Here is a 24,834-nt window from a genome sequence, read left to right as displayed (position 1 = left end):
ACCTATAGATCATGCCTCAGTACATTTTAGCCCTGGATCAGGGAACCACCTCCTCACGTGCCATTCTTTTTGATCGCGACGGCTGCATCGTCGATACCGCGCAGAAGGAATTCACCCAATTTTATCCCAACCCTGCCTGGGTAGAACACGACGCATCCGAAATCTGGACGGCTCAGGCTACCGTGGTGCGGGAATTGCTGGACAAGACCCGTATCTCCGCTACCGACATCGCCGCGATCGGCATCACCAACCAGCGGGAAACCACCCTTATCTGGGACCGGGCCACCGGCGAGCCCATCCACCGCGCGATCGTGTGGCAGGACCGGCGCACCGCAGCCCTCTGCGACGAACTGAAGGAGCGGGGACTGGAGGACCACGTCAGGCAAACCACCGGCCTGGTGATTGATGCCTACTTCAGCGGCACCAAGATCAAGTGGCTCCTGGACAACGTCCCCGGCGCGCGCCAGCGGGCCGAGGCCGGGGAGCTCTGCTTTGGTACCATGGACAGCTGGTTGGTGTACAAGCTTACCGGGGGGGAGAAGCACGTTACCGATGTGACCAACGCCGGCAGAACCATGCTCTTCGACATCCGCAAACGCGACTGGGACGATCGCCTGCTGCGGGAGCTCGAGGTGCCACGGGAGTTACTGCCGGAAGTGAAGTCCAGCAGCGAAGTGTACGGAACGACCACGCTGTTCGGTGCGGAGATCCCGATCGCGGGTATGGCGGGCGACCAGCACGCGGCCCTGTTCGGACAGGCCTGCTTCGAACCGGGCCAGGCCAAAAATACCTACGGTACCGGCTGTTTTATGCTGCTCAATACCGGCACGGAAGCGGTACCCAGCAAGCACGGCCTGCTGACCACCATCGCCTGGGAGATCGACGGTCGCACGGAGTACGCCCTCGAGGGAAGCGTATTCATAGCCGGGGCGGCGATTCAGTGGCTGCGCGACGGGCTGAAGCTGATCGACGAAGCTCCCGATAGCGAGTACTACGCCCGCAAGGTGAAGGATACGGGGGGCGTGTACGTGGTACCCGCCTTTGCCGGCCTGGGCGCACCCTACTGGGACATGTACGCCCGTGGCGCGATATTCGGGCTTACCCGCGGAACCTCAAAGTCGCACATCGTGCGGGCCACCCTCCAGAGCCTGGCGTACCAGGTCAAAGACGTACTCGAAGCCATGCAGAAGGACGCCAAAAACGAACTGACCACCCTGCGGGTAGACGGGGGCGCAAGCGCCAACAACTTCCTGATGCAGTTTCAGTCGGATATCCTGGGAGTCAATGTGGAACGGCCCAAAATCGTAGAAACGACCGCCCTGGGAGCAGCCATGCTCGCCGGTCTCGCCGTTGGTTTCTGGAAGAAGGAGGACCTAACCGCTACCTGGCAGCTGGATCAGGCTTTCGAACCCGAGATGACGGCCGACGACCGGAAGAACCGCTACGCCGGCTGGCAAAAGGCCATCAAACGGACAATGAACTGGGAAGAAACCGATCAGAGCTGATCGATCACTTCCAGTAAATCATCGAGTTGCCAAGCGTCCTCGATGTTATACGGACCGACGGCGGTGCGTCGCAGGGCCGTGAGGTATCCGCCGCTGCCCGCCGCTTCCGCCAGGTCGTTGGCCAGCGTACGTATGTAAGTGCCCTTGCTGCAAGAAATGGCAAAGTCGACCGACGTACCCGTAAAATTGTCCAGGGCGAACTCGTGCACGGTGACGGGGCGGGGCTGAACCTCGATGTGCTCCCCACGGCGCGCGCGCTTGTACAGGGGTTGGCCGTCGACCTTGACGGCGGAGTACATGGGTGGGACTTGCTCGATGTCACCGGTAAATCGTAGCGCGGTTTCGCGGAGCATGTCCAGGGTAAGGTGTTCCGTCGGGAAGAATGCGTCTTCCTCCGTTTCGGCATCGAAGGACGGCGTGGTCGCTCCCAGCTTGATGGTCCCCGTGTAGCGTTTATCCAGGCCTTCGAGCTGTTTGAGTTCCTTGGTCCACTGTCCGACGCAGAGGTTGAGTAGACCGGTGGCCATTGGGTCGAGGGTGCCGGCGTGACCGACTTTGAATTTTTTCAGGCCCAGGTGCTTACGAATCTTCCAGCGGAGTTTGTTGACCACGTCGAAGCTGGTCCAGCCCTGCGGTTTGTCGATCAGGAACAGCGCCCCTTCGCGGAACGGAAAGGGTGGGGCGGTAGAGGGAGTAAGCATAGTTTAGGAAATGGTCATTACCGCCAGCACGATCAGTGCGACGGCGAAGCAGTAGTAGGCGAAGTACTTAAGTTCTGCTTTTTTTACCAATTTGATCATCCAGACACAGGCGGCAATGCCCGTAAAGAAGGCAGCGATGAAGCCAACGGTCAATTCAACCGCGGAGTTCGTGGAGGTGAAGTCCCCGTCAATCAGGTCCTTCGCAATCTTGCCGAGGATGAGGGGCACCACCATGAGGAAGGAGAAGCGGGCCGACTTCTCCCGATCGATGCCCAACAGCACGCTGGTAGAGATGGTCGCACCGGAGCGGCTGATGCCGGGTAGGATGGCGATCGCCTGCGCGATTCCGATGAGGATCGCATCGGTCCAGTCGACGCTTTTCTCGGTACGCTTGGCCCGGTCGGCCAGAAAAAGCAGTAGACCGGTGACGATGAGCATGAAGGCGACCAGCACGATCTGTCGGTCGAACAGCGTAGTGAGCAGCTCGTCGAACATGATGCCCACTATGGCGGCGGGGATCATACTCACGATGATCAGCAGGGAAAACTTCGTTCCCGTGTTCCATTCGAACTTGAGCAGGTCCCGAAAAATTTCCCCGATGTCTTTGCGAAAGACGACCATGGTCGCCAGTGCGGTGGCTGCGTGGAGGGTGACGGTCATCAACATACTGTCGGCGGCGAGGCTGTCGTCGTTGAATAGCCACTTCGTCAGTTCCAGGTGACCGCTGCTACTCACGGGAAGAAACTCGGTTAGGCCCTGGACAATGCCAAGGATCAGGGCGCGCAACAAATCGCTCACGGGCTATTTTTTAAAGATCGCGTAGGTGGTCACCCCGAGGCCGGCGAGAATGATGAGCGGGGCCAGGGTGATGCGGCGGAAACTATAGATCGCCTCAGCGTCGAACACGCTTGGATCGGCGTCGCGACCACCGATCATGAGGAGGAAGCCGACCACAACGAGCAAAAATCCGATGCCGAGCCACTTGTAGGTCTCTGAACCAAAAACCAGGGGGCGAACGGCACGATCCGGAGCAGCCCGGGAATCCTTGACCTTGGGCGTGGCCACGATGCGGACCGGTTCGGCGGCGGGCTCGGCCACGGTGCCTGATCGGTTCTTCTGCTTGTTACGCTTGCTCATATGTACGACGTTCTTACTACGCGGGGCGAAGGTAAGGGAAATAGCGGGGTAGGCTGTTACCTTCACGGCATGAATACCATAACTGCGCGCTCCCTGTCGCTATTGCTTCTTATCACCTTCTGTTGCACCCGCGCCCCCGCCCAAATGTCAACTGCCACGGATCGGGGCGACGAATACGGCGCGGGACCCTACGTCCAGCTGATCATTCGCGGGGTAACGCTGATCAACGGCAACGCCGCACCCCCCATCGGACCGGTAGACATCGTGATCGAGCAAAACCGGATCGTGTCGGCGTCTACCGTCGGCTTCCCTGGCGTACCCATCGATGCAAGTAACCGGCCCAAACTGAAGGAAGGCGGCCGCGAGATCGATGCCAGCGGAATGTACGCCCTGCCCGGCTTCGTGGACATGCACGGGCATACCGGCGGCACGGCCCAGGGTACGACCCCCGATTACGTCTACAAACTCTGGCTCGGCCACGGCATCACCACGGTGCGCGAACCCGGCAGCTTTAACGGCATCGACTGGACCCTGGATCACAAACGCCGGTCCGCCGCAAACGAGATTGCCGCCCCCCGGATCTTCGCCTACACCGGCTTCGGACAGGGACGCGAAGAGCCGTTCACCACCACCGACGAGGTGAAGGAATGGGTTCGGGAGAACAAGGAAAAGGGGAGCGACGGCATAAAACTTTTCGGCGCCCGCCCCGACCTGATGCAGGCCGCCCTGGAAACCAATAAGGAACTCGGGCTGCGCAGTGCCTGCCACCACGCCCAGACCAACGTAGGTCGCTGGAACGTACTGCACTCCGCCCGGGCCGGACTCACCACCATGGAACACTGGTACGGACTGCCCGAAGCCCTCTTTGCCGACCGCACCGTGCAGGACTATCCCGTAGACTACAACTACCAGAACGAGCAACACCGCTTCGGTGAGGCGGGCAAACTGTGGCAACAGGCCGCGGAACCCTACAGCGACCACTGGAATGCCGTAATGAACGAGTTGCTGGAACTGGACTTCACCCTCAACCCCACCTTCAACATCTACGACGCCAACCGCGACGTGATGCGCGCGCGGAATGCCGACTGGCACCGGGAATACACCCTGCCCAGTCTCCTTAAATTTTATGCACCGAGCCGCATCAGCCACGGCAGCTACTGGCACAACTGGGGTACGGAGCAGGAGGTCGACTGGAAGAAAAATTACGAACTGTGGATGACCTTCGTGAACGAGTACAAAAACCGCGGCGGTCGCGTGACGGCCGGCTCGGACTCGGGTTACATCTACCAACTGTACGGCTTTGGCTACATCCGTGAACTGGAACTGCTGCGGGAGGCGGGCTTCCATCCGCTCGAAGTAGTCCGTTCCGCTACCCTCAACGGGGCCGAGGCCCTCGGCGTGGACGATCAGATCGGCACCATCGAAGCTGGAAAGCTGGCCGACATCGTGCTGGTCGCCGAAAATCCGCTGGCCGACCTAAAGGTGCTGTACGGTACCGGAGCCACCCGCCTGACGGAGGACAATGAAGTCACCACCACCCAGGGCATTCGCTACACCATCAAGGACGGGATCGTCTACGATGCCGTCAAGCTACGGGAGGCGGTAAAAACTATGGTACGCGAGGCGAAAAAATAGAATATTCCCTATCCGGGTCTACTCAGGCTCGTAGTCAAACTCCGCCGTCAGTTCTCCGATCGAAATGCGGAAGGTGCCTGGTTCGGTGATCGCCCGGTTGTCGCGCCCGACGAAGGAAATGTCCCGTGGCATTAGGTTGAACGTCACGATCTGATTCTCACCGGGTTCCAGGTGAATCTTGGTGAATTTGCGCAGCCGCTTTACGCTGGGGGTCACGCTGGCCACCAGGTCCGACGTGTAGAGCAGGACCGAATGCTTGCCCGCCCGCTGACCTTCGTTGGTCACCCGCACGGAGATTTCCATGGTGTCGTTGGGGTTCATGACCCGGCTGCTTACGCTGAGATCGGAGTAGACAAAGTCAGTGTAGCTGAGGCCGTAGCCAAACTCAAACAGCGGGTTGTAGGTCCCGTTGCGGGCTTCGGTGGGCTTGTGGTCGTACTGTACCAGGGCGTTGGTATGACGGGGGTAGGTGAGGGGCAGTCGACCACTGGGATTGATCCGGCCGGACAGGATAGAAGCAATGGCTTCTCCCCCGCGTGGGCCGGGGTAGGGCGCGAAGAGCACGGCTTTGGAGCGATTGGCAAGCCCGGTCATCAGGCGCGGACGACCCGCCGCCATGACGAGAACGATGGGCTTACCGACCTGGTGCAGTTCGTCAAACAGGGTGCGCTGGGCAAGGGGAAGCACCAGGGAATTGATGTTGCCCGGATCTTCGGTGTAGGACAACTCCCCGACGCACAGGACGATGATGTCGGATTCCCGGGCGAGCGACACCGCGGTGGTCACGTCCTGCAGGGTATCGAAGCTGGCCCCTGACGCGTAGGTAACCCGCCCCGGAAACTGACGCTGAATGGCTTCCCGGATGGTGTGAAAGTCCTCCAGATACCGGTCGGCCTCCTGTCCCTGCCAGCTGTAGGTCCACCCTCCGTTGAGGCTGCGCATGTTGTCGGCAGTGGGCCCGACGACGAGGATTCGCTGATCGGCCGCGATGGGCAGCGGCAATCCGTCGTTTTTGAGTAGGACGATCGCTTCCTCGGCCGACTGCAGGGCCTTGCGGGCAAAGCGCTCGCCGCCGAAATCAGGAAATTCCTCCGGATCCCACACGTTCTTTTCGTACAGGCCGAGCGCGACCTTCACGGCCAGGATCCGGGCTACCGAGGTGTCGATACGGCTTTCGGAAAGTTCGCCTTCCTGCACCAGTTCGACCACCACGTCCGGAAATTCGGTGGTCACGGCGGTCATGCTCATGTCCATTCCCGCCCCGATGGCCATTCGTACGGCTTCCTTAAGGTTGCTTGCGACTTTGTGGCGTTCGTAGAGGTAGCGGACGTCCTGCCAGTCGGACACCAGCAGGCCTTCAAAGCCCATTTCGTTTCTCAGGATGTCCGTCAGCAATTCCTTACTCGTATGGACGGGGACGCCGTTGATCTCGCCGGAGTTGATCATGATGGTGATGGCACCGGAGTCGATGGCGGCCTGGAACTGCGGCAAGTAGTGTTCGCGCAGTTGCCGTTCGGGCAGGTAGGCCGGGGTACGGTCCCGTCCGCTGGCGGGGGCGCCGTAGCCGGTGAAGTGCTTCAGGCAGGCGACCACATTGTCCTTGCCGCTGATGCCATCGCCCTGGTATCCGTGCAGCATCGCCAGCCCGAATTGTTGGTTGACGTACGTGTCCTCTCCAAAACTTTCCCAGGTACGGGGCCAGGCGGGGTGGCGACCGACGTCCATCGCCGGGCTAAAGTTCCACGGTATGCTGGCCGCCTTCAACTCGTAGGCGGTGATGCGTGCCAGTTCGGTCGCGAGTTCCGTATTGAAACTGGCGGCCACGCCGAGGGGCTGGGCGTAGAGCGTGCTTCCCTTGACGTAGTTGGCACCGTGCACTGCGTCCTGGCCATAAATGACCGGTACGCCGGTGGTTGCCATTGCCTTTTCCTGGATCTTTCCGATGTATTCCCGGTATTCGGCGGGGGTGGGGATCGAGCGGCTCGGCACGTTCAGGATCGAGCCGATCTCCTGTTCACCAATGACGTGGTTGAGTTTTTCCTCGCTGAAGACGGGCGGGACCGTAAGCACGTACGTTTGTCCTTCGAACACCAGGTCGACCGCCACTTGCGTCATTTGTCCTGCTTTCTGCTTGAGAGTCAGCCGCTGGATCTCGGAGGCCACAAACTCATTCTGCTCGTCGCTCAGGAAAGAAAAGGTGGGCGTTTGGGCGCGGACGCAGGTGCAGGCCAAGGTGGCAAAAAGCAAAGAATAAATGGTGCGCATAGGTGGAATGTAGTTCGCCGCTAAGCTAAGGAAATTCGGCGCGGATCACAGCCGGTCCACCAGCGCCCGATCGTTGGAGAGCCGGGGCACTTTATTCTGCCCTCCCAGTTTGCCCTGACTTCTCATGTACTCGCGGAACGCCCCCGCGGGAAGCTCGCGCATCACCAGCGGTCGCAGGATTTTACCCTCGATCAGGTCGCGGTAGTACAGGTTCTCCTCCACCATTTCTCGGTCTACGGCCGCCGCGAAGGCAGCCAGGTCCGCTGGCGGGGTACCGAATTCCACAAACCACTCGTGGTAGGGGAGGCCCGATTCCGGATTTACCTGCGGCGCCACGGTGAATTCCGTGACGCTCACGCTGTGCTCCTGTGCGACCCGCAGCAGGGCGGACTCCACCTCCTTGCCGATGACGTGCTCGCCGAAGGCACTGATGAAGTGCTTAACCCGGCCGGTGACCAGGATGCGGTGGGGCTCGGTGCTTACGAATTCGACCGTATCGCCCAGGTTGTAACCCCACAGTCCGGCGGTGGTAGACAGGATCACCGCGTAGTTCTTACCTACTTCCACTTCACCGAGCGAGAGCCGGGGCGGATTGTCCGAAAAAACCTCCTCGGCCGGCACGAACTCGAAGAAGATGCCGCTGGCGGTGTTGAGCAACAGGCCCGGTTCGGTTTGACTGTCCTGGTAGGCTAAAAAACCCTCGCTGGCCGGGTAGGTCTCTACGCTGGGAATGCGCTCCCCGACGAGCCGTTCCAGCGATTCCCGGTAGGGTTCGAAGTTGACGCCGCCGTAGACAAACATCTCGAAGTTGGGAAACAGTTCCTTGATCGTCCGTTTGCCGCTGCGGGCCAGTAGCCGTTCGTAGTACATCTGTACCCAGGGCGGGATGCCGCTGATGAGGCGCATGTCGGCACCAATGGTTTCGTCCACGATGGCCTCCAGTTTGGTTTCCCAGTCCTCGATGCAATTGGTCGGGTAGGAGGGCAGCTGGTTGGTTCTCAGCCAGGCGGGTACCTCGTGGTTGACGATGCCGGAGAGCCGCCCGGTCGGGATCCCGTTGGTAGATCCCATTTCGGGACTGCCGCTGAGGAAGATCATTTTTCCGTCCAGCCAGCGGGAGTGACCCGTCTCGGCAACGTAATTGAACAGGGCGTTGCGGGCGGACCCGAAGTGATTGGGGAGGCTGTCCCGGGTGAGGGGGATGTACTTGACGCCGCTGGTGGTGCCGCTGGTTTTGGCCAGATAGCGTGGCTTGCCCGGCCAGCACACGTCGGCCTCGCCGGCTTTAGTGCGGTCGAAGTAGGAGCGGAACGCCTCGTAGTCTCCGATCGGTACGTGGCGTTTGAAGTCGGCGTAAGTCTTGATCCGGTCGAACGAATGATCCTTCCCGAAGGCGGTATTGCGCGCTGTGCGCACCAGGTCTTTCCTGATTTCCTCCTGCATCTCCACCGCGAAACCGGCGCGGTACCGGATGCGGCGACGCAGGTAGTGGGCGTAGGGTTTAAGCAGACTGGACTTCTTCACGATCGAAAGGTTGTGGCTCGGGCGGACTAAAGGTAGGCTAGTCTCAGTTTGATCCGGTCGGAATACGGACTTCCACGGGCTTATCCGGATCCACGCTCAGGCTTCCGCTGATCAGCCAGGGATTGTACCGCTTGAGCAGGCGGTAGGTGGTTCCCTGGGCGAGGGCAAAATCGCCAAGGTTGGATACGGAGCGATCGACGGTCACGGTGCGGAAGTCATCGAGGCTTGGGTAGGTATCCGATGCCTCCAGGTGATAGCCGAAAGACTCAGGGTCCTCCAGGATGGTTTTGAGTGCGACGATCCGGAAAACGTACTGCATCGTTTCCGCATTGATGTCGAGGTCGTAGATCGCCTCCGCCCGCTGGCGCTCGAGCCACTTGCTTAGGTTAGGGCCGCCCATATTGTAGGCAGCGGCCACCTTATGCCAGTCTTCGAATTTCTTGTAGTAATCCTTGAGGTAAAGGGTCGCAGCGCGGGTGGCCTTTTCCAGGTGAAAGCGCTCATCAACTTCCCCGTCGATCCGCAGTCCGTAAGCGCGGCCCGTCGGAGCCATGAACTGCCACACTCCCTTGGCTCCCGCCGGACTGACGGCTTCGGTGAGGGTGCTTTCCGCCGCGGCGAGGTACTTCAGGTCGTCCGGCACGCCCGCCTCCGCAAGAATGCGTTCGATGGTGGGGAAGTAGCGGGTGCGGCGTTTGAGCAACAGTAGGGTATTGCGGTGGAAATAGGCGTTGCGCGTTAGTTCCAGGTCGAGCCGCTCCCGGACGTCGAAATTATCCACGGGAACCTCCTGGCCTGCGAAAGTAAAGGGGCCCGTGAGGTCGATGGCGCGTACCAGTTGGGGTAGGCCCGTCGTGGGTGGCGACACCTCCGTTGACAGTTGGGCGGAAGTTGCTTCCTGCTGCCGTCCCGTGCTCAACAGGACCAGCCAGAAAATCAGGAACACCAGTCCGAAGCCAATACCGCCTAATAATGCTTTCATTTAAATGCGCTTTATCCGTTTGCGCTTCCCGGAGGGAGCGCGCACAATTTAGCCCTTCGCCCGTTGAAGAAACCTAAGTCCTCCCGTAAAACATTTTTTTTCGGAAGGGTACGGCTTTTTTTTTGCTGTACATTGCACCCGCGCGCCGCCGCAAAAACTATACTTCCAGCATGCCCGCTACGGGGAATTCAGATAATCAGGCTGTCCTGCTAAAGCTCCTTCTCGCGAAGGACGAAGCGGGTATGCGGTATCTGTTCGACCATTACGGCGGGGCGCTTAACCTCATTATATCCAGGATCGTCACCGATCCGGAGGTTGGTCAGGAGGTACTTCAGGACGTGCTGATGCGCATCTGGCAGAACATAGATAAGTACGAACCGGATAAAAGTAGGCTGTACACGTGGATGGCGCGGATCGCCCGCAATGCCTCGATTGACCGTGTCCGATCCAAGTCATACCGAAAGGGTGGGAAAACCGATCAGATAGATGCTGTCGTAGTTAACCACGACAACCTTAGTGAGTCGATGTCCGTAGAGCATATCGGCCTGGCTAAGCTGCTGAACAACCTCGATACCAAACATAGGTCAATAATTGACCTGCTCTACTTTAAGGACTATACTCAGGCTGAAACCGCTGAGGCGCTCGACCTGCCGCTTGGCACGGTCAAGACCCGGTCTCGCCGCGCGTTGCAGCAACTGAGGAAACTCCTGAAACATGAACTTGTCATCTTATTCATTTACTCACTCCTAATCTAACCGCCAACTTCCCTTAGACCACCGTGGACATTCAAGCATACATAAACTCCGGCGAACTGGAACTCTACGTTCTGGACCGCTTATCTCCCGACGAACGTCGGCGGGTGGAGCAGTATGCCGAACAGTACCCGGAAGTAAGGGCCGAACTGGGTGAAATTGAACGGGCACTGGAGCAGTATGCGGTGCTGCAGGGCCAAGCGACCGCAGCCCCCGCACCCTCCGTACTGGACCATGCACTTCAGCGAATCCGGAGTGAGCAGGCAGCACCCACTACGAGCTCCGTCGCGCGACCTGCCACCGAAGCCTCCCGTTCGGGCGGCGCAGCTGTCTGGGCGCTGGCCATTGCGCTTGCTCTGGCCCTGCTGGGAATTGCCTACCTGCTGGTGAAGTCACAGGCCCGTGAGGACGCACTGCGCCAATCAAGCACGGAACTACTCGAAGCGCGGCAGCAGTTTACCACCCTACAGGACGACTGCGACAGTATTCAGCAGCGGGTCGAGGAGAATCGGCAACAGCTTGCCGTCCTGGCAAGCGTCGAAACCCGCAACGTAGTTCTGGCCGGTTCCCCGAACGCACCCGAGAGCCGGGCCGTGGTGTTCTACAATCCCACCTCGGAACAGACGCTGTTCTCCGCGGTGAACCTGCCCGCACCCCCGACGGGTAAGCAGTACCAGCTCTGGGCGATCGACGGGGAAGGCCCACAGGATCTCGGCGTACTCGATCAGAACCTCACCAACGACGCGCTCCTCAGCGTACCCTACTTACCGGGCGTGGCCGCATTTGCGATTACGCTGGAAGACGAAGGTGGAAAACCCACTCCCGACCTCAGTCAACTGCAAGTGATCGGGGAAGTCGGGCCATAGCAAAAAAAAACTGCCCCGAGCGACCAAAATGCCGTCGGGACAGTCCACACACTATGAGAACACCCATTAAATTCTTGCGACTTTCGCGGGTCGCCACGCTTATTATACTAATAAGACACTCAGAAAGCAAAAAAGTATGCAGAACGGAAGAATTATCGTGTTACACAAAATATAATGTATCTGATTTTCAGCCTGTTGCATTTAAAGTTATGCTAGAATCTGACACTTAGCCGACCATTAAATTTCGTACCTTTACGCCCATGATTACGGACGAGAGTGTACGGGAAGTGATCGACACGGCGCGCATCGAGGATGTGGTCGGAGATTTCGTAAACCTGCGGCGGCGGGGCAATAATTACTCAGGCCTCTGCCCCTTCCACAACGAGAAAACGCCATCCTTTAACGTCAATCCAGCCCGCAATATATACAAGTGTTTCGGCTGCGGGGTAGGGGGCGACCCCGTAAAGTTTTTGATGGAGCTCGAGCAGCTCACTTTTCCGGACGCGATCAAGTGGATCGCCGGCAAGTACAACATTAAGCTGGAGGAGCGGGAAGTCAGCCAGGAGGTTCGGGCAGAACTACAGGAGCGCGACAGCCTGATCATCACCAACGACTTTGCCCGTTCCTACTTCGAAGATCAACTGTATAACACCGAAGAGGGAAAGAGCATCGGACTGAGTTACTTCAAGCAACGGGGCTTCCTGAAGGAGACCATGGAGACCTTCGGACTCGGTTACGCGCCGGTCAGCAGGGATGGGTTGCTGAAGGCGGCCACCGCGGCCGGTCACCGGGAAGAGCAGCTGGAAAAGTTGGGCCTCATCCGCAATCGCAGAGATTTTTTCTACGATCGGGTCATGTTTACCATCCACAACCTGGCGGGTAAACCCATTGCCTTTGCCGGGCGGGTGCTGAAAAAAGACGTTAAAGCCCCGAAGTACGTCAACAGCCCGGAAACGGAAATTTACCACAAATCGGACGTCCTCTACGGTATGTTCCAGGCCCGTCAGGCGGTGCGCAAGCTGGACAACGTGTACATGGTAGAGGGCTACACCGACGTGATCAGCCTACACCAGAATGGAGTCCGTAACGTGGTGGCTACCTCTGGTACGAGTCTGACGTCTGGACAGGCCAGCCTCGTCAAGCGATTTACCGAGAACGTCACCCTGCTTTACGACGGCGACAAGGCCGGCATTAAAGCGGCGCTGCGTGGGGTGGACGTGCTGCTTACCGCCGACCTGAACGTCCGGGTGGTCGTGTTGCCGGAAGGTCAGGACCCGGACAGCTACATGCAGCAGGTAGGCAGCACCGCCTTCGAGCAGTACTTGGAGGAGCAGCGCAAGGACTTTCTATTCTTTAAGGCCGATCTTCTGCTGGAGGAAGCCGGCGATGACGTCGCTAGCCGTACAACCGCAATTCGGGACATCGGGTCGACCCTTGCCCTTGTAGAAGATCCGCTGAAACGGGCCGCCTATCTCCAACAGTTCAGTGGCCGGCTGGGGATCGAGGAAAAGCTGCTCATTAACTTGGTCAATAAGGCCATCGCGGACCGTCGCTCCCAGACCCGCAAGGACCAGGATCGGGAAGCAAGGCAACGTCGGCGCAACGAGATGGCAACCAAACCCCGCGCACAGGAAAGTACTCCCGACGAAGACGATTGGGCTCACCTGCAGGAGCCGGGCTGGGCAACGGAAATCGACGGACCGGACAATGGGGTAAGGGTCACTGCACCAACCGCACCCGAAGAAGCAAGCGCCGCGTCGGACATTGAACTGGGTCACGGGTACCAGGAGAAGTTTTTGGTGCAGTTGCTCGTCCTGCACGGACACAAGGAGTACGACGAGGCCACCGGTACCGACGTGGCCACCTACCTAACGACCAACGTGGCGGACCTGCTCGGCGACTTCGACAGCGAGCGATACCGGGAGATGGTCCTCTCCGTGATGGCGGCCCTTCGTGAGCGGGGCAAAGCTCCGGATCCCGCCTGGTATACCAGCCATCCCGATCAGGACCTGCGCAAGCTTGCCGTAGAGGCAGCCATAAGCCCCTACACCTACAGTCCCAACTGGAAACTCAAGTATGGGCTTCGGCTCAGCCAGAAGGCTCCGGAGGAAAATCACCGGCTGGCGGCGGAGATTTTCCTCCGCATCTTCCGAATGGAAAAGATCGAGCGGAAGGGTAGGGAGAACGCGGCCGAGATCGCCAGACTCGAAGCCTCGGGCAATTTCGAGAAGATGCGCACTCACCTACGGGTGCAAATGAAACTCGACGAAATGCGAATGGCGCTCGCAAAAGAGCTGGGAACCGTAGTTTTGAGTCGTTAAACGATTCACTATGACGACCGACTCAAACGATGAGGAGCAGATCCTAGGGGCGGCCCGGCCGGCGGGTTTCTGGATCCGGGTGGCTGCCGCATTGATCGATTTTCTGATTCTACTGCCTGCAGCCGCACTCACCATCCTGTTTACGGTGTACCAGCCTAGTCTGATCGCCGTTATTCTAGTGCTGCTGCTCACCGCGGCTTACAAACCGCTCATGGAGCATTTTTACGGCGCTACCGTCGGGAAAATGGCCTGTAAGCTCCGCGTCATTGACGATCGAGGAAACTTTCTGGGTATGGGGGAAGCCTGGATACGCTATACCCCCTGGTTAGTCGCCACGGTGGTGGGTGTTTATTTAAACATTGAAATGTTTGGTCGCGAATCCTTTCACGCCCTGGATGGTTACATCAGCTACGTTACCTTTTTGCAGAGCGACCCAGAGATTGTACGTTTGAGTCGTATCCAGCAATTCACCTCCCTCATACCCCTGCTTTCGGCACTGGTGATGCTTTTCAACAAACCGAAGCAGGCGGCGCACGATATCCTGGCTAACAGCTACGTCGTCTACCGTCAGGCATAGATAATTTACCGTGACTTCACAGACCATCCAGGACCTTCCCGACCCCACCACCGTCCCCACGGCGGGTTTTCTCCCCCGAGTAGCTGCCTATCTGGTGGATCAGTTCGTGATGATTCCGGTGATGTATGCCACGTTTTATTTCATGGTAGAGCAACCGCTCCTTTATGCCGTGATTGCCCTCTGGCTGGTGCAAAGTCTGTATAAGCCGCTAACCGAAAGTTTTCTGGGCTTTACGGTGGGAAAGTGGATCATGCGACTGCGGGTGGTCGACCGCGGCACGAACAGGAAGATCGGTCTGAACCAAAGTTTCGTACGGTATCTGCCGTTTGCCGTATCCGCCTTCGCTACGTTGTTCGTACAAATCCGCATGTTCGAGACCCCCGAATTTAGGGAGGTCAACAACCTGGAGTTGTACGTTAATTACATGTCGAGTTTCCCCCTCAACCAGAACCTGTTGGTAAATATCTGCAACAACTTACCGGTCTTCTCGGCCGTCTGGCTGATCATGGATCCGTGGAGTCGGGCGCTGCACGACCGGTGGGCCCAGACCTTCGTCATTCGGTTGCTGCCGCAAGATGCTAACCGGTGATTACTCCGGGAGAAGCAGGAGCTTTTGCTGAACGGAATTGTAGCCGGCAAAGACCCCAAGTCCCTGGTCGACATTATTAAAGAGGATGACCGGTTCGTTCAGGGGTAGGCTGGTGCCTTCGTACCCAAGCAAACTGCGCTTGTAGAAATAATATTCAGGGCTCACGGTACGTAGCTCGGCGACAATTTCACCGGGAAGTTCGCGGCTGGCATCTAACTGACTCTGGAGGTGAACCTCTATGGCGTTCATCTGGCACTTATCCCGGAGGAGCACGCTCACCGTCGCTCCCTGTCCGGCAGCACGGGTGGGTGTTCCAACGGACTTGAGGTAAGCGCTCTGGCGGACCGTGTCTCCCTTGGCGCTCATTTTATAGCCGATAACCTCCTGATAGATTCGTAAATCGTAGTAGTTCGTCTCCTCTACCGGATCGGCATAATCGATAAGCAGGGAATAATCGTAGGTAGTGAGGTCGTCTACGGTCATTTTAGTCAGGCCGTTGATGGCAATCGAAGTGATCGCGATGGGATCGGGGATGCTGCTGACCGCGGTGACCGGATCGTAGCCTTCGGCCGCAACGTGGATGGTATACTGCTGTCCGACCTTTGGCCGGAAGACTTTGGTGCGGTAACTGCCTGCGCCCGCGGTTTCGGGATCGGGGAGGTACTCCAGGCTCTCGGCTAATTCGGTGCCCTCGAACAGGCTTACCTCTGCGTTGTCGATGTTGGCGTGGGAAACGCCGCCGATCGGTCGGGTTGAGGAAATTCGTAGTACGACCAGTTCGTTCGGGTAGAAGTTGGAATTGATTACCAGCCGGCTTTTGGGGATATCTATGTTAAGCTCCACCGGTTCCTCGCAGGCAAAGAGCAGCGTCAGGCAGCAACCAGCCGCCACCGTGCAACACCGGAGGTAGTAAGCGAAAATTCGCATAGAAGGTAAAAATACTCTATTGTCAACTATCTACCAAAAAATGGTTGCTCCCCGCTGCTGAAGGTGAGGTGATAACTGAGAACCGGCAACAGTGGCGCGACGAATATCTGGTAGAACTGCGTGCGACTAAGTAGTTCGTCTTCGTCGATATAGTATTCCGGACGGGTTTCGAAGTAGACCGGATTGTGGCGGTTATAAAGATTGTAGACGCCGACATCAATCGAGTGAGTGAACTTGCTTCCGGGCGCGCTGAGGGTGGTATGCAGGTTCAGGTCGAAGCGGTGGTTGGGTGGCATCCGGTAGCCGTTGCGTTCGCTGGTGATCGGCAGTTCGGCCGATCCTCCAATGGCGGGATCCTGTATGGTTTCGAGGCTCAGGCTATATGCCAGACCCGTCTCGTAGCGCCAACTTCCCGTAATGGTGGTTCGCTCCGCAAGTTGGTAGATCATGAGCAATTTAACGGAGTGGCGCCGATCGTAGCGAAAAGGAAAGGGACGTCCGAGGTTTATCTGATCGTCGAAGTCGCGCTGGCTACGGGCTAAGGTATAACTGAGCCAACCCCGCAATCGGCCACGGCTGCGCTGCGCCACCGTTTCAAAACCGTACGCCTCACCGCTGCCCCGGCTAAGGTTCTGCATCCAGTTGTCGCTGGTCTGGGACCCTTCGGAATAGGCCACCAGGCGGTGTAAGGCTTTGTAGTAAACTCCGGATTCCACGCTCCAGGTCGGAAACGGACTGAACTTGATCTTACCGCTGACCTGATCGGCGGTTGAGGGAGCCAGGGTGGGCGCGGACGGAACCCACAGGTCGGACGGCAGACCGATCACGAAGCTGTTCAGCAGGTGAACGGGCTGAACCGTGCGGTCGTAAGTGGCTTGCCAGTCGACGGTAGGCGAGAGGGGTCCCGCCAGAACCACTCGTGGGGATAGGGAGAAGTAGCCCTTACCCTGATTACTCCACAGTCCGCCCCGCAGTCCTAAGCGGTAAAACGTGCTGCCCACGGTGCCGTTGTACGAACCGTATAGCGTGTACTGCAGCGGGTGGTGGGCACCGTCGGACTGGTCGGTATTTTCGCTGATGTATACCGCCAGTTTTTCGTTCCCGTTGAGCAGGTGGGGTTCGAACCGGTGGGCATTGACTTCCGCGCCGTAGCGGACGAAGTTGCTTACGCCAAGACTGGTTTGTCCGTCAAAGGCAAAACCAAACTGCCGGATTTGGGAAGCGTAGCTGCCGCTAAAGACATCCCCGTGAGCGTAACCGTTGGTGAGGTTGAGGAGGCTGTCCGACCGTTCGAAGGCGGATTGGGTAAGCAGATCGCTGTAGGAGAGGCGGAAATTGCCGAAGGTGCGATTGGAGAATACGTGGTTGTAGCGCAGGGCGCCTACGGTGTTCCCCCACTTTAGGTCCTCCCTGCGGGATACGGGAGTGGTGTACAAAAATGTGGCACCGGCCTCGGTGGTCTGTGAGATGGTCTTAGATTGCCAACTGGAGTTGGTGTAATCGTCGGAACCGGAATAGAGGCTGAGGTAGATCCTTCCCCGCCGGCCGGCTCGCTGGTTTAGTTTGAAGTTAAGATCGTAAACATCATAGTCGGTAAGCCCCCGCCGGCCGCGCTTGCTTTTGTACTGGCGACTGTATTCCCGAATCAGCTTCCCCGCCCAGAAATACCGGCCCGTAAGGAGATAGGAGCTTTCCCCCGGTTTGATCGGCCCTTCCGCTGACACCTGGGCGCTCAGTAGGCTGCTTCCCACCGTAAGTTCATTCTCGTACAGGTTGCCGTCACGGGTATGTACGTCGAGTACGCCACCGATCCGACCCCCGAAGCGGGCGGGTAATCCGTCCTTGTATAAATCGATGCGCCGAATCGCCTGATTACTGAAAATGCTGAACAGTCCACCCGCGTGGTTTAGGCCGTATACCGGCACCCCATCGAGTAAAATTAAGTTGTGACCCGCTTCGCTGCCGCGAATAAAGACGCCACCGATGCCATCCGCTCCGCTGGTTACTCCGGGGAGCAGTCGGGCCAGTTGCAGGGGGTCCGCTTCCCCCCCCAGACCGCCGAGCTGGGTGACTTCCGCCCGCCCGATCCTGGTACCGGTTTCAAGGTAGCTACTGCTTTCTCCCTCGTTTCCGGCGGCGGTAACGATGATCTGGGGTAGCTCACGATTGGGCTGCAGGGCCAGGTTGACGAGGGTGTCGGACCGCAGCAACACCTCCTGCTCGAAGGGGAAGTATCCAATGTACGTGACGCGTAGCCGCTGACTGCCCCCCCGGGAAGGGAGGGTGAAAAATCCGTATTCATTGGTTTGGGTACCGGTGCCCCGGTCCACCCACTGCACCGTAGCGCCGATGAGCCGCTCACCGGTACGAGAGTCGGTAATCATGCCGAACGCACTGAACGTCCGGTTCAGGAGATCGGGATCGGGGAGCACGAGGTATCCAGCGGCCCCTTGAGAATAAGTCAGCTCCGTATCCCGCAACAAGAGGTCAAGCCAGCGGGCCAGGGTGCGCCGGCCGCCGGGGAGGCGAATGGCCTTATCCGGTAGTTGATCGGGCCGGTAACTGAGGTGGGCACCGGCATCATTCAGGGCGGTAAGGGCCTGTTCGAGCGTGACGACCCGCCGGGGCAGCGCAAATCGTTCCTGTTCCTGCTGACTGCTGAGGCGTGCCAGCGGCCCGCCCAGCAGTAGTACGATCAACAGCAGGCGCGGCCATCCCATGAAGCGAAGGGTTTATAAGGGACAAGGTCCGCTCAACTCATAATGTTTACCGTCGGTACTGGTTGCGGTAAGGGTAAGGCCACCGAGCTTAGCTATATCCTCCAGCACTGCTCCTGCGTCCCCGCCCTGATAATTGCCGCTTACGGCGTAGTCGCACTCCTTTGCTCCGGCCCAGGTGCACTCGATGCCCCAGTTGTCGTGGAAATAACCAATGACTTCGGAAATGGGCGTGTGGTCGAACTTGAGCTCTCCGGTACGCCAGGCGTGGTGATTGAGGTTCGGCGAGGCGGCATGGCGGAGGGGTTTACCGGCTTCGGCGAGGCCACACTCCAGTGCGGCTACGGCGATGCGTTCCCCGGCCTGCTCAAGCGTAACGGATCCTTCCGAAACCTCTACTTCCATCACGTTGCCTTCCGTACGCAAATTGAAGGCGGTACCCGTCACCCGCAGTTCGCTGTCGCCGTTCGCAACGAGGAAAGGACGGTCGGCATCCGGGCGCACTTCAAAGTAGGCCTGGCCGTCGAGTTGCACCTCCCGCGTTTCGAGGTTGTACTCGTCCGCATTGTAGCCAGCCTCACTGCCCTGCTGCAGGACGATCCGGGTGCCGTCGGGCAGGTCAAACGCGAGGGGGGCACCGGTGTGGTTGACCAGCAGTTGCTGGTTGCCCGTGCCGATGAAGAGGAAAAAGAAGGCGACGAGCAGGGCGATGGCAGCCGCGGCCCCGAAAAGGTAGGTCTGGCGGGAATGAGGACGCAATTGCCGGACGGGAGTAATCCGTCCGTGAAGCCGCCGCAACCCTTTCTCCACGTCGGGGGTAAAGTCCTCCCGGTAAGTAGAGACCAATCGGTCGATGTCCTTGTGATCTAGACGCATGGGTTAAAGTTCGTGAGTGGGTGCTTCACTGACTGGACCCCAAATGTAGGTAAGCCCCCCAAAGGGTGGGGGTGCTTTTGGCGGAGTTTGGTCCGTTGGCTGACTCGATGGGCTCAAATTAACCAAAGTAGGCGAAGATTAGTAGAATTGCCGGCGCTAACCACTCCCGAAGGAACTTATAGGCCCGGGTCATCTGGTTTTCAACGGTTTTGACGGAAATCCCCAGTTCTTCGGCGATTTCCCGGTGTGCCATATCCTCCACTTTGCTCATCACAAAGACCAGGCGGCAGCGCTCCGGCAGTCGGTCGATGGCCCGGTTGATGCGAACCTGCAGTTCCTCTTGTTCGAGGGCGGCCGCGGGCTGATACTGGGTATCGGTGGAGTTTTCGGGGATGTCCCCGTTGTCGACGGGAATGCGTTTGCGGTCGCGCAGAAAATTCAGGCTGCGGTTGCGTACGGACCGGCGTAAGTAGGCGGAGACCGCCGGTGTCTCCTCGGGTAGTTTATCCCGCTTCGTCCACAGGCTGGTAAACATTTCCTGCACGATGTCTTCGGCTGCGGCCCCGTCGGTTACCAGTCGGATGGCCACCCGACAGAGTTCTACGTAATGGCGGCGAAACAATTCATCGAGGGCGGCGGATTCACCCGTCCGCAGGGCTGCGAAGAGCGCGGTGTCAGTAGCGGTGGGGAGAGCAGGCATAGCGTGGTCGTAAGGTAGTGTTGTTTTTGAGCTTTTAAAAAGTTCCTACCTTGCGTCACGCTCAAATCAATCTACCGCATGGTCAAACGTTTTTACTTTTTACTTCTATCGGTGCTCGGCCCGCTCCTCTTATTCGCCCAGGAAGATCCGGCACTGGTGGAAGACGTCGAGACCACCGGAACTACCATTGACGAGAAAATCCAGGCCGTTTTTGAGCCCATTACCCAGGTAGTAGAGTCGATTGTCTTCTTTACGGTTCCCATTGGCGGTTTCGAGATCCCCTTCGTGTTGCCCTGGCTGATCGTAGGTGCTACGGTATTCACCATCTACATGGGCTTCATTAACATTACCGGCTTTAAGCACGCCCTGGACGTGGTCAGGGGGAAGTACGACGACCCCGACGACGCCGGGGAGGTCTCCCACTTTCAGGCCCTGACCGCCGCGCTTTCCGGCACGGTCGGCGTCGGTAACATCGCCGGAGTGGCCTATGCCGTAGCCCTCGGCGGGCCGGGAGCCACCTTCTGGATGATCATTGCCGGCTTGCTGGGTATGACCTCTAAATTCGTAGAGTGTTCCCTCGGTGTGATGTACCGCGACGTGCACGCCGACGGCTCGGTGTCCGGGGGTCCGATGTACTACCTCGATAAGGGACTACGGGAAAAGGGGCCCGGTTGGGCTACCTTGGGCAAGGTACTCGCCGTGATGTTTTCCATCGCCTGTATTGGCGGCAGCTTCGGCGGAGGTAACATGGTGCAGATCAACCAGGCTACCCAACAGTTGACGGAAGTGACCGGTGGGGTAGACAGCTTCTTCTACGGTCGCGGGTGGATCTTCGGCGTGGCCATGGCCATCACCGTGGGCCTCATCATCATCGGTGGCATTAAGAGTATTGCCCGGGTGACGGACAAGGTCGTTCCCTTCATGGTCGGTATTTACGTACTCGGCGCCCTGGTCGTGCTGGGATACCATATTGCGGACGTACCGGCGGCCTTCGGAACCATCATCGACGGTGCCTTCAACGCAAAGGCCCTCTACGGCGGCATCATCGGAGTCCTGATTCAAGGGTTCCGTCGGGCAGCCTTCAGTAACGAAGCGGGCGTCGGATCGGCGTCCATCGCCCACTCGGCCGCCAAGACCGACGAACCCATCAGCGAGGGAATCGTCGCCCTGCTCGAGCCCTTCATCGATACCGTGGTGATCTGTACCATGACCGCCCTGGTGATCATCATCACGAACTACGGAGGCTACGGTGCCGATGCCGCATTTGCCAACAAGACGAGCGGACAGGTCGGTGACATCACCCTTACCTCGGCCGCTTTCGAAAGCGTCATCAGCTGGTTCCCCGTCGTACTCGGCGTGGCGGTTATCCTCTTCGCGCTCTCAACCATGATCAGTTGGTCGTACTACGGCCTGAAGTCCTGGACCTACCTCTTCGGGGAAAGCAAAACCAACGAGGCGGTGTACAAGATCATCTTCTGCATCTTCGTCGTCATCGGATCGGCCATCTCGGCTAGTGCCGTATTCGATTTTGGGGATGCGATGATCTTCGCGATGTGTTTCCCGAACGTGCTGGGGCTCTACATCCTGATGCCCAATGTCCGACGGGCCCTCTCGAGTTACCGGGCCCGGGTCAAGAGTGGCGAGATCACCCGTTTCGAGGACTAATCATAACGCTAAACAAGAAACGCCCCGGTTACCGTCAGGTAGCCGGGGCGTTTTTGCGTAGAAGACAGAGCGGAAATTATTTCCCGGCCGCTTCGGTTGGCAGCTCCTGTAAGGTGAAGGTCCGCACGACGGGATTCAGCGGCGCGTCGACGATGCTGTCGCCGGCCATGAGGGTAAGGGTGATGGTGTTTTCGCCCATCGGAAGGCCCTTGAGGTAGTAGGCTTTCCATTCGTCGATCATGAATTCCTTGCCGTTGACACTGGCCTTGACCTGGTACTCATCGCCGAGGGGGGCGTTGACGGGGTAGAAGTCCAGCATCACGTTCTCGGTTTCCGCCTTACCCGTGTAGGTTCCTTTCGGACGGCTGTAGAACAGCATCGGTTCGGTAATGGGTTGCGGGTTCGAGAAGCTGTTGTTGTTGACGCTGGCCTTCACGGCGCGGTGGGCCTTGTCGGTTTTGATCGACTGGTGGTAGCTCCGGCTCAGGAAGGTCAGCAGGTAGTGCTCACCGTTGGTCATGGGCTGGTTGAACGTAGGCTCGTACTTGGCGATGTAGGGCTCGTTGTCGATGATGAGGTGAATGTGTTGCCCCTTATCGGAATTGGCGCACATTACGGAACTCGCGTCATCGGTCTGCCGGCCGAGGGTGTAGCCGCCGCTGATCGTATAGTTAAAGGTGCCGGCGTCGTACGACCAATCGTCGATGCTGGCATTGGGGAAATCCTCGGTCGGAGGCATGTCCGTAAGCGTGATCGCGTCATTATTGGGGTTGCCCGATCCGATCAGGGTGCCGTCTTCTTCCTCGACGCCGCCCTGGTCCATGGCGGTTTCTTCAGTGTCGCCGCCGCAGGCCCACAGGCCGAGCAGGGAGATAAGAAGTAGGGTGTGGAACGTTTTCATGGTAGCGTGTTTAAGTTAACCGTATTGCCCGGTCGGGCGTTACCTCTAGAAGTTACTTAATACCATTTAGTTCGTGACGAAACGCGCAGATATTATAGAATTACGGGTCGACGGGATGGACTGCAACAACTGCGCCATGTCCATTCAGCGCTTCCTGGAACGGGAGGGTCTGCAGGACGTGATGGTCAACTTCCAGACCAGGGAAGTGCGTTACCGGCAGGACGATTTGGTCGCGGACGCAGGAGCAGTGAAGGCCGGAATTCAAAAGCTGGGCTACACGGTAGTCGAAGACGATGCCGACGGCACCCCTGCTGTCCCCACCGGACTGACGGCCCACCGCCGGTTGCTGATCTGTGCGGCCTTTACCCTTCCACTGCTGCTTGGCCACTTCGTGATGATGACCGGGCTGGAGGTGCCCTTACTCGAAAACGGGTGGGTGCAGTTTGGCCTTACGCTGCCGGTTTACCTGATCGGGGGGCTCCACTTCGGACGGTCGGCCCTCGCCGGTCTGCGGCAGCGGATGCTCAACATGGACGTCCTGATCTTTCTGGGGGCTACCGCGGCATTCGTCTACAGTTTGGTAGGCCTTTACCTCCTGGAGCCCCGCTACTATTTTTTCGAGACGGCGGCTACCATCATCACCCTGGTCCTGGTGGGCAACTGGTTGGAGGCCCGTGCCGTAGAGCGGACGACTACCGCCATCGGTTCACTCACGGCACTGCGGGAGGAAACCGCCCGCGCGGTGATGCCCAGCGGCACGATCGTTACCCTACCGGTCGATGAAGTAAAACCCGGCACCCTGGTGCGGGTCAACACGGGGGACCGCGTGCCCCTCGACGGCACCCTTCGCGAGGGCGGCGGCAGCGTGAACGAGTCCATGCTCACCGGCGAAAGCCTACCGGTAGAAAAGCGGGTGGGGGAGCGGCTCCTGGGCGGAAGCATCCTGGTTTCCGGCCAGGCCACCATCGAAGTCACCGAAACCTACCGCGATGGCACCCTGGCCCGCATCATCGAACTGGTCAAGACGGCCCAGGCCGACAAACCGAAATTGCAGCGCCTGGCCGACCGCATCAGCGCGATCTTCGTCCCGGTAGTGGTCGCCATCAGCGTGCTGACCTTCCTGGTCGGATGGCTCACCGGCTACGCAACGGCCACCCAGGCACTCATGAACGCCATCGCCGTACTGCTCATTTCCTGCCCCTGTGCGATGGGTTTGGCTACTCCCACTGCGGTAATGGTCGGGGTCGGTCGACTTGCCAGGGCCGGAGTGCTCATCCGCGGCGGCAGTACCGTCGAAACCCTTGATGGAATTAAGCAGATCGTATTCGACAAGACGGGCACCCTCACGACGGGCGATTTGGAAATTGGTGAGTTTACCGTTGCAGTGGGTTACGACCCAGCTATTATCCACCGGCTCGTATTCGAAATGGAAGGATACAGCTCGCACCCCATCGCCGGTTCGATCCGCAACTACCTGTGGAAGCAACCCATGGCGGAGCCGAGTGACCGGACGTACCGAGATTTTGCCGGCACCCTCAGTGTGGAGGAGACTGCCGGGCTCGGCCTTACTTCGGGCGATTTCTATCTGGGCGCAGCTCACGGTAAGGTAGAGGATGCCGACGTGGTCCTGCGGCGGGGGGATGAGGTACTTGCCTGGTTTACCCTAATCGATACCGTGCGAGATGGCGTACCCGCACTCATCCGCAATCTCCACCGGGAGGGGGTGGAAACGGTGCTGCTTACCGGAGACCGCCGGGAAAAGGCCGAACGGGTAGCAACTGCCGTGGGGATCGACCGGGTTTACGCCGAGCAACTGCCCGATCAAAAACTCGACCGCATCACCCAGTTGAGCGATCAGCAGCCGACCGCAATGGTAGGAGACGGCATCAACGACGCCGCCGCCCTGAGCCGGGCGGACCTCGGTATCAGCCTGGGGGGAGCCAGTGCCGCCGCCCTCGATGCCGCTCAGGTGGTGCTCATGCGCGACGATCTTTCCCTGCTAGTAGAGGCCCGGCGCATTGCCCACCTTACCGTCAAAACGATTCGGGAGAGCCTCTTCTGGGCCTTCAGCTACAACATCGTTGCCATTCCGCTGGCCGCGCTCGGCTACCTTAATCCCATGTGGGCCGCCCTCTTCATGGCCTTTTCCGACGTGGTGGTGATCGGCAACGCCATTCGACTGAAGCGACGCTAA

The 24,834-nt window shown here is 58.8% G+C and carries 20 protein-coding genes; 9 read left to right on the top strand and 11 right to left on the bottom strand.

What is annotated here, in order from left to right; genetic code table 11:
• Positions 1-11 precede the first annotated feature (11 nt).
• Entirely contained in the window at positions 12-1,505 is a 1,494-nt protein-coding gene (gene glpK, locus GGR28_RS03825; RefSeq protein ID WP_221233782.1) for a glycerol kinase GlpK, read from the top strand.
• Here the strand turns inward: glpK and truB are convergent.
• From truB to GGR28_RS03810, 3 genes are read right to left on the bottom strand one after another with little or no spacing between them, the layout of a single operon-like run.
• Positions 1,496-2,206, bottom strand: a complete 711-nt coding sequence (gene truB / locus GGR28_RS03820; RefSeq protein WP_183494381.1) for a tRNA pseudouridine(55) synthase TruB — start codon at positions 2,204-2,206, stop codon at positions 1,496-1,498. The genes glpK and truB overlap by 10 nt on opposite strands.
• A gap of 3 nt (positions 2,207-2,209) precedes the next feature.
• Positions 2,210-3,004 (bottom strand): undecaprenyl-diphosphate phosphatase, encoded by a 795-nt coding sequence (locus GGR28_RS03815; protein ID WP_183494380.1) that lies wholly within the window; start codon positions 3,002-3,004, stop codon positions 2,210-2,212.
• A 3-nt stretch (positions 3,005-3,007) separates the two neighbouring features.
• Entirely contained in the window at positions 3,008-3,343 is a 336-nt protein-coding gene (locus GGR28_RS03810) for a DUF3098 domain-containing protein (RefSeq protein ID WP_183494379.1), read from the bottom strand.
• Between the two features lie 144 nt (positions 3,344-3,487).
• Here GGR28_RS03810 and GGR28_RS03805 point away from each other — a divergent pair, with 144 nt between their 5' ends.
• Positions 3,488-4,978: an amidohydrolase family protein gene (locus tag GGR28_RS03805; RefSeq protein WP_406603756.1), complete on the top strand. Its 1,491-nt coding sequence runs from the start codon at positions 3,488-3,490 to the stop codon at positions 4,976-4,978.
• Between the two features lie 18 nt (positions 4,979-4,996).
• Here the strand turns inward: GGR28_RS03805 and GGR28_RS03800 are convergent, their stop codons facing one another.
• Genes GGR28_RS03800 through GGR28_RS03790 form a run of 3 tightly spaced genes read right to left on the bottom strand, consistent with a single transcriptional unit; the run spans position 4,997 to position 9,749 of the window.
• Positions 4,997-7,243: a glycoside hydrolase family 3 N-terminal domain-containing protein gene (locus GGR28_RS03800; RefSeq protein WP_183494377.1), complete on the bottom strand. Its 2,247-nt coding sequence runs from the start codon at positions 7,241-7,243 to the stop codon at positions 4,997-4,999.
• 45 nt (positions 7,244-7,288) lie between these two features.
• Positions 7,289-8,770 (bottom strand): GH3 auxin-responsive promoter family protein, encoded by a 1,482-nt coding sequence (locus tag GGR28_RS03795; RefSeq protein ID WP_183494542.1) that lies wholly within the window; start codon positions 8,768-8,770, stop codon positions 7,289-7,291.
• Between the two features lie 40 nt (positions 8,771-8,810).
• Entirely contained in the window at positions 8,811-9,749 is a 939-nt protein-coding gene (locus GGR28_RS03790; protein ID WP_183494376.1) for a lytic transglycosylase domain-containing protein, read from the bottom strand.
• Positions 9,750-9,919: 170 nt separating this feature from the next.
• Between GGR28_RS03790 and GGR28_RS03785 the strand changes: the two genes are divergently transcribed.
• From GGR28_RS03785 to GGR28_RS03765, 5 genes are all read left to right on the top strand, one after another.
• Positions 9,920-10,504 carry an RNA polymerase sigma factor gene (locus GGR28_RS03785; RefSeq protein WP_183494375.1) on the top strand — a complete coding sequence of 195 codons (585 nt, stop codon included), beginning with the start codon at positions 9,920-9,922 and terminating at the stop codon, positions 10,502-10,504.
• 23 nt (positions 10,505-10,527) lie between these two features.
• Positions 10,528-11,367 (top strand): anti-sigma factor, encoded by an 840-nt coding sequence (locus GGR28_RS03780; RefSeq protein WP_183494374.1) that lies wholly within the window; start codon positions 10,528-10,530, stop codon positions 11,365-11,367.
• Between the two features lie 260 nt (positions 11,368-11,627).
• On the top strand, positions 11,628-13,688 hold the full coding sequence (gene dnaG, locus GGR28_RS03775; protein WP_183494373.1) for a DNA primase: 2,061 nt from the start codon (positions 11,628-11,630) through the stop codon (positions 13,686-13,688).
• Positions 13,689-13,698: 10 nt separating this feature from the next.
• The gene (locus tag GGR28_RS03770) at positions 13,699-14,265 is read left to right on the top strand and encodes an RDD family protein (RefSeq protein WP_183494372.1); all 567 of its coding nucleotides are present in this window, start codon (positions 13,699-13,701) and stop codon (positions 14,263-14,265) included.
• A gap of 10 nt (positions 14,266-14,275) precedes the next feature.
• Positions 14,276-14,854 carry an RDD family protein gene (locus GGR28_RS03765; protein ID WP_183494371.1) on the top strand — a complete coding sequence of 193 codons (579 nt, stop codon included), beginning with the start codon at positions 14,276-14,278 and terminating at the stop codon, positions 14,852-14,854.
• Here GGR28_RS03765 and GGR28_RS03760 read toward each other — a convergent pair whose 3' ends face one another.
• The 4 genes from GGR28_RS03760 to GGR28_RS03745 all read right to left on the bottom strand — a co-directional run bounded on the left by GGR28_RS03760 (position 14,855) and on the right by GGR28_RS03745 (position 20,074).
• Positions 14,855-15,781, bottom strand: coding sequence for a DUF4249 domain-containing protein (locus GGR28_RS03760; protein ID WP_183494370.1), 927 nt, complete (start codon positions 15,779-15,781; stop codon positions 14,855-14,857).
• A 26-nt stretch (positions 15,782-15,807) separates the two neighbouring features.
• Entirely contained in the window at positions 15,808-18,501 is a 2,694-nt protein-coding gene (locus GGR28_RS03755; RefSeq protein ID WP_183494369.1) for a TonB-dependent receptor, read from the bottom strand.
• A 12-nt stretch (positions 18,502-18,513) separates the two neighbouring features.
• A complete protein-coding gene (locus GGR28_RS03750; protein ID WP_183494368.1) occupies positions 18,514-19,374 on the bottom strand; it encodes a FecR family protein in 861 nt (286 codons plus the stop codon).
• Positions 19,375-19,492: 118 nt separating this feature from the next.
• A complete protein-coding gene (locus GGR28_RS03745; protein ID WP_183494367.1) occupies positions 19,493-20,074 on the bottom strand; it encodes an RNA polymerase sigma-70 factor in 582 nt (193 codons plus the stop codon).
• Between the two features lie 78 nt (positions 20,075-20,152).
• Here GGR28_RS03745 and GGR28_RS03740 point away from each other — a divergent pair, with 78 nt between their 5' ends.
• Entirely contained in the window at positions 20,153-21,739 is a 1,587-nt protein-coding gene (locus GGR28_RS03740; protein ID WP_183494366.1) for an alanine/glycine:cation symporter family protein, read from the top strand.
• Between the two features lie 76 nt (positions 21,740-21,815).
• On the opposite strand, the gene GGR28_RS03735 is transcribed toward GGR28_RS03740, so the two are convergent.
• Positions 21,816-22,640, bottom strand: coding sequence for a phosphopeptide-binding protein (locus GGR28_RS03735; protein WP_183494365.1), 825 nt, complete (start codon positions 22,638-22,640; stop codon positions 21,816-21,818).
• A gap of 73 nt (positions 22,641-22,713) precedes the next feature.
• On the opposite strand from GGR28_RS03735, the gene GGR28_RS03730 reads away from it, so the two are divergent.
• Positions 22,714-24,834: a heavy metal translocating P-type ATPase gene (locus GGR28_RS03730; RefSeq protein WP_183494364.1), complete on the top strand. Its 2,121-nt coding sequence runs from the start codon at positions 22,714-22,716 to the stop codon at positions 24,832-24,834.

The sequence above is a fragment of the Neolewinella aquimaris genome (assembly GCF_014197245.1).
GTDB classification, from domain to species: Bacteria; Bacteroidota; Bacteroidia; order Chitinophagales; family Saprospiraceae; genus Neolewinella; species Neolewinella aquimaris.
This window is presented reverse-complemented; position numbering and strand designations above follow the sequence as displayed.

Coding starts and splice junctions, on each gene's coding strand:
- GGR28_RS03805 (WP_406603756.1), top strand. CDS start 3,488: ATGTCAACTGCCACGGATCGGGGCGACGAATACGGCGCGGGACCCTAC.
- GGR28_RS03745 (WP_183494367.1), bottom strand. CDS start 20,074: ATGCCTGCTCTCCCCACCGCTACTGACACCGCGCTCTTCGCAGCCCTG.
- GGR28_RS03770 (WP_183494372.1), top strand. CDS start 13,699: ATGACGACCGACTCAAACGATGAGGAGCAGATCCTAGGGGCGGCCCGG.
- truB (WP_183494381.1), bottom strand. CDS start 2,206: ATGCTTACTCCCTCTACCGCCCCACCCTTTCCGTTCCGCGAAGGGGCG.
- GGR28_RS03740 (WP_183494366.1), top strand. CDS start 20,153: ATGGTCAAACGTTTTTACTTTTTACTTCTATCGGTGCTCGGCCCGCTC.
- GGR28_RS03790 (WP_183494376.1), bottom strand. CDS start 9,749: ATGAAAGCATTATTAGGCGGTATTGGCTTCGGACTGGTGTTCCTGATT.
- dnaG (WP_183494373.1), top strand. CDS start 11,628: ATGATTACGGACGAGAGTGTACGGGAAGTGATCGACACGGCGCGCATC.
- glpK (WP_221233782.1), top strand. CDS start 12: ATGCCTCAGTACATTTTAGCCCTGGATCAGGGAACCACCTCCTCACGT.
- GGR28_RS03785 (WP_183494375.1), top strand. CDS start 9,920: ATGCCCGCTACGGGGAATTCAGATAATCAGGCTGTCCTGCTAAAGCTC.
- GGR28_RS03755 (WP_183494369.1), bottom strand. CDS start 18,501: ATGGGATGGCCGCGCCTGCTGTTGATCGTACTACTGCTGGGCGGGCCG.
- GGR28_RS03760 (WP_183494370.1), bottom strand. CDS start 15,781: ATGCGAATTTTCGCTTACTACCTCCGGTGTTGCACGGTGGCGGCTGGT.
- GGR28_RS03750 (WP_183494368.1), bottom strand. CDS start 19,374: ATGCGTCTAGATCACAAGGACATCGACCGATTGGTCTCTACTTACCGG.
- GGR28_RS03800 (WP_183494377.1), bottom strand. CDS start 7,243: ATGCGCACCATTTATTCTTTGCTTTTTGCCACCTTGGCCTGCACCTGC.
- GGR28_RS03735 (WP_183494365.1), bottom strand. CDS start 22,640: ATGAAAACGTTCCACACCCTACTTCTTATCTCCCTGCTCGGCCTGTGG.
- GGR28_RS03810 (WP_183494379.1), bottom strand. CDS start 3,343: ATGAGCAAGCGTAACAAGCAGAAGAACCGATCAGGCACCGTGGCCGAG.